This window comes from Streptococcus sp. 4155 (genome assembly GCF_013276695.1).
Lineage (GTDB): Bacteria > Bacillota > Bacilli > Lactobacillales > Streptococcaceae > Streptococcus > Streptococcus pseudopneumoniae.
This window is the reverse complement of the sequence record NZ_VMLM01000124.1, coordinates 1-419: the sequence shown is the minus strand read 5'-3', so window position 1 is coordinate 419 and position 419 is coordinate 1. Positions and strand designations below refer to the sequence as shown.

The following is a 419-nucleotide window of genomic DNA, read 5'->3' as shown; positions in this document are numbered from 1 at the left end:
GAAGGGTGGCTTGCCTTGCTTTGTGGAGGTGTAGGTGGTGTCGCAAGCGGAATAGCAGGAGCTATAACTGGAGCGGCAGCTGGTGCAGCACTAGGGACAATAACCTTACCAGTTATTGGTACAGTTAGCTATGCATTCATTTTAGCTACTTGTGGTGCAGCAACAGGTTATATGTCAGGCTATATTACCGGCTATAATTTCGGTAGGATATTGGAAAGTAATTTAGGCTGGGACTAGTTATGAAAGATAAAAAAGTACAACTATTTGCGACTATAGTATTTATTATGAATCTATTATTAGCTATCGTGAGTTTATTTGATACTAGTATTTTTAAGCATGTTTTCCTTATAGTGAGCTATCTGGTAATCATGTTTGCCTTTCTTATCTATATTGTTGCTAATACTCAATGAAAATCAAAA

Annotated in this window: 1 protein-coding gene; it reads left to right on the top strand. The window is 37.5% G+C overall.

The genetic code is table 11. From position 1 onward, the window contains the following. On the top strand, positions 1–237 hold a 237-nt coding region (locus HT715_RS11450), incomplete at its 5' end, for a hypothetical protein (protein WP_172922972.1). Positions 238–419: the final 182 nt, after the last annotated feature.